Origin of the sequence: Acinetobacter sp. UBA5934, assembly GCF_002430855.1 — a bacterium.
GTDB lineage: Bacteria > Pseudomonadota > Gammaproteobacteria > Pseudomonadales > Moraxellaceae > Acinetobacter.
Genome location: NZ_DJDC01000202.1, coordinates 1 through 2,742, shown reverse-complemented (window position 1 = coordinate 2,742; position 2,742 = coordinate 1). Strand labels below are relative to the sequence as shown.

Sequence of the window (2,742 nt, the reverse complement as noted above, 5' to 3'; positions counted from 1 at the left end):
CAATTCAATACGTTTATACTCATGCCCAAATTACTTGCTCGGCTTTCCACTTGAGCATAATCATATTGAGCCATTTCATTTGCAGTACAAAATGCACTTGCACAAGTAGTTGGAGGCGTGGTGACTTTTTTATATTCCTCCAAACCACCCCGATTTACCCGCATCCTTTCTGCCAAATCCCTAGCAATATTAGAGGCCTGTACATTCATTCCAGCCTCTACACTAGCTCCAACAGCTCTTATTTGTAATGCAACAAAACCTAAGACAGCAATACTTAAAAGCACCAATGCAACTAGCACCTCTACTAGCCCTACCCCTTTTTGAGTATTTCTCATTTGTAATAATTCCTTTTTCTCAAGTCGGGCAACTTGTTGCTATTTTGTTATATACAACCGTCCCACCTTTCTGCACATATACATATGCTTTCAAAGTTGCATCATTATTATGTTTAAATATAAAACACTGGCCATTGCCTGTTATTGTGGATTGCCCTAAACGATTAAAAGTGACACTGGCATCACCACTGTCTTTTGTCACATGAGTAGAGGACCATTTTTTATAGAATGTTGAAACGCTGTTATCCACAGCCAAGACCCGTTCACCTTGTTTAAAAATCGCTTCAGACCTTGTTTCCGCCAACAAATCTACAAAATCACGCGTATCACTTATCAGCTGGTTTTTTCGAATTGTCTGGGTAAAAGAAGGAACAGCCATTGTCGCAATAATTGCCAATATAGCTATTGTTATCATCAGCTCAATTAAGGTGAATCCTTGTTCTTTTCTTCGCATACTCCCCCCAGGCAACAAAACTTTACCCTATTTAAAATAATATCCAACTTAATTACAAATTAATCACATAAAAGGATAAAAGGCATAAAAAAACAGATAATTGCCAAAAAGCAATTATCTGTCAATTTTTAAAATTTTCAGAATGTTAAATCATTCACGTTTTAAGCTTGAGTTATAGGAATCCGTAACTCTTTCGGCAAACTAAAAGTAATATTTTCTTCACGCCCTGCCAGCTCTTCTGGCGCTTTCGCCCCCCAGTCCTGTAAACGTTGAATCACCTGCTTGATTAAAATCTCGGGTGCCGATGCGCCAGCAGTAACGCCAATTTTGGTCGTTTCATTAAACCAGGCCTGATCAAGCTGATCTGCATTATCGACTAAATAAGCATGCTTCCCCATACGCTCCGCTAGCTCGCGTAAACGGTTTGAATTTGAAGAATTTGGGGAACCGACAACCAAAACCACATCACACTGGGTTGCCAAGTCACGTACCGCATCCTGACGGTTTTGAGTGGCGTAACAGATATCATCTTTACGTGGCCCCTGAATGTGAGGGAATTTTGTACGTAAAGCATCAATTACTTTCGCAGTATCATCAATGGATAACGTCGTTTGGGTAACAAAAGCCACTTTTTCGGGATGTTGTATTTTTAAAGCAGCTACATCCAGTTCATCTTCAACCAGATAGATTTCACCACCATTTTTTTTGTCATATTGCCCCATGGTACCTTCAACTTCCGGATGGCCTTCATGACCAATCAAAATGGCTTCGGTTCCTTCACGTGCATATTTAGTCACTTCTATATGCACCTTGGTGACCAGTGGACAGGTGGCATCAAATACTTTTAGACCCCGGCGCTCCGCCTCAATTTGAACCGCTTTCGATACCCCGTGCGCACTAAAGATTACGATATTGTCATCTGGAACCTCATCCAGCTCATCGACAAAAATGGCACCGCGCTGGCGTAAATCATCCACCACAAATTTGTTATGCACTACTTCATGACGCACATAAATAGGTGGATTAAAACATTCCAGTGCTCGATTGACGATCGCAATTGCTCGGTCGACACCTGCACAAAAACCACGTGGATTGGCCAATACAATTTCCATAAGATCCTCAATGTTCACCCGAAGTTGAGCGGAATAATTTGAAATAAATGCAAACAAACTTCGATCAGCTATTTAGTTTGATGCTGGTCTACTCTAAAATAGAGAAGATATTTTATCATATCAGGAAAAATATCATGTCGGGTCTCTTGTTTGTCGTTTCTGCTGCATCGGGAACAGGCAAAACATCCCTCGTTAAAGCCCTTCTCGACCGTGTAACCAATTTACACGTTTCTGTCTCCCATACCACGCGCGGTCAACGCCCTGGTGAGCTTGACGGTGTACATTATCATTTTTCAAAAAAAGAAGATTTTCTTGCCTTGGTTGAGCAAGGCGGTTTTATTGAATATGCAGAAGTGTTTGGCAATTATTACGGTACTGCTCAAGCGACGGTAAAACAGCAACTTGCCAAAGGGCATGATGTTTTACTTGAAATTGATTGGCAAGGTGCAGACCAAGTCCGCAAACTTTTTCCTGAATCCAAACAAATTTTTATTTTACCGCCTAGTCAGTTTGACTTGCGTCAACGTCTTTCCAATCGTGGCACCGACTCGGTGGAAGTGATTGAACGCCGTCTGGGCTGTGCAGTTGAAGACATGCAACAATATAGCAACTTCGACTATATTATTATTAATGATGACTTTAATAAGGCACTGCATGATCTGGAATGCGTGATTATTGCCAATCGTTTAGTGTTATCTCAGCAGGCTGCCCGTCATCAGGAATTAATTGAAAAATTAATTACTCCTATAGAACCGTGATTAAAACTTGAGTCTACAGGCAAAGCATTTTATACTGCCCAGTCTGTTCAAATTTAATATTCAAACGAGAATTCTTATGGCAC

The 2,742-nt window shown here is 40.8% G+C and carries 4 protein-coding genes; 1 reads left to right on the top strand and 3 read right to left on the bottom strand.

All coding sequences use genetic code 11. The features are described 5' to 3' along the window. From pilV to ispH, 3 genes are all read right to left on the bottom strand, one after another. On the bottom strand, positions 1 to 335 hold a 335-nt coding region (gene pilV, locus B2Y23_RS15155), incomplete at its 3' end, for a type IV pilus modification protein PilV (RefSeq protein WP_291371704.1). A 19-nt stretch (positions 336 to 354) separates the two neighbouring features. Further along, positions 355 to 789 carry a pilus assembly FimT family protein gene (locus tag B2Y23_RS15150; RefSeq protein ID WP_291371702.1) on the bottom strand — a complete coding sequence of 145 codons (435 nt, stop codon included), beginning with the start codon at positions 787 to 789 and terminating at the stop codon, positions 355 to 357. A gap of 161 nt (positions 790 to 950) precedes the next feature. Beyond that, positions 951 to 1,901 carry a 4-hydroxy-3-methylbut-2-enyl diphosphate reductase gene (gene ispH / locus B2Y23_RS15145; protein WP_291371700.1) on the bottom strand — a complete coding sequence of 317 codons (951 nt, stop codon included), beginning with the start codon at positions 1,899 to 1,901 and terminating at the stop codon, positions 951 to 953. Between the two features lie 134 nt (positions 1,902 to 2,035). Between ispH and gmk the strand changes: the two genes are divergently transcribed. Next, positions 2,036 to 2,659: a guanylate kinase gene (gmk, locus tag B2Y23_RS15140; protein ID WP_291354970.1), complete on the top strand. Its 624-nt coding sequence runs from the start codon at positions 2,036 to 2,038 to the stop codon at positions 2,657 to 2,659. The last annotated feature ends 83 nt before the right edge of the window (positions 2,660 to 2,742 follow it).

Bases quoted from the DNA above. Each gene is read 5' to 3' on its own strand.
- gmk (WP_291354970.1), top strand. From the start codon at position 2,036: ATGTCGGGTCTCTTGTTTGTCGTTTCTGCTGCATCGGGAACAGGCAAA.
- ispH (WP_291371700.1), bottom strand. From the start codon at position 1,901: ATGGAAATTGTATTGGCCAATCCACGTGGTTTTTGTGCAGGTGTCGAC.
- B2Y23_RS15150 (WP_291371702.1), bottom strand. From the start codon at position 789: ATGCGAAGAAAAGAACAAGGATTCACCTTAATTGAGCTGATGATAACA.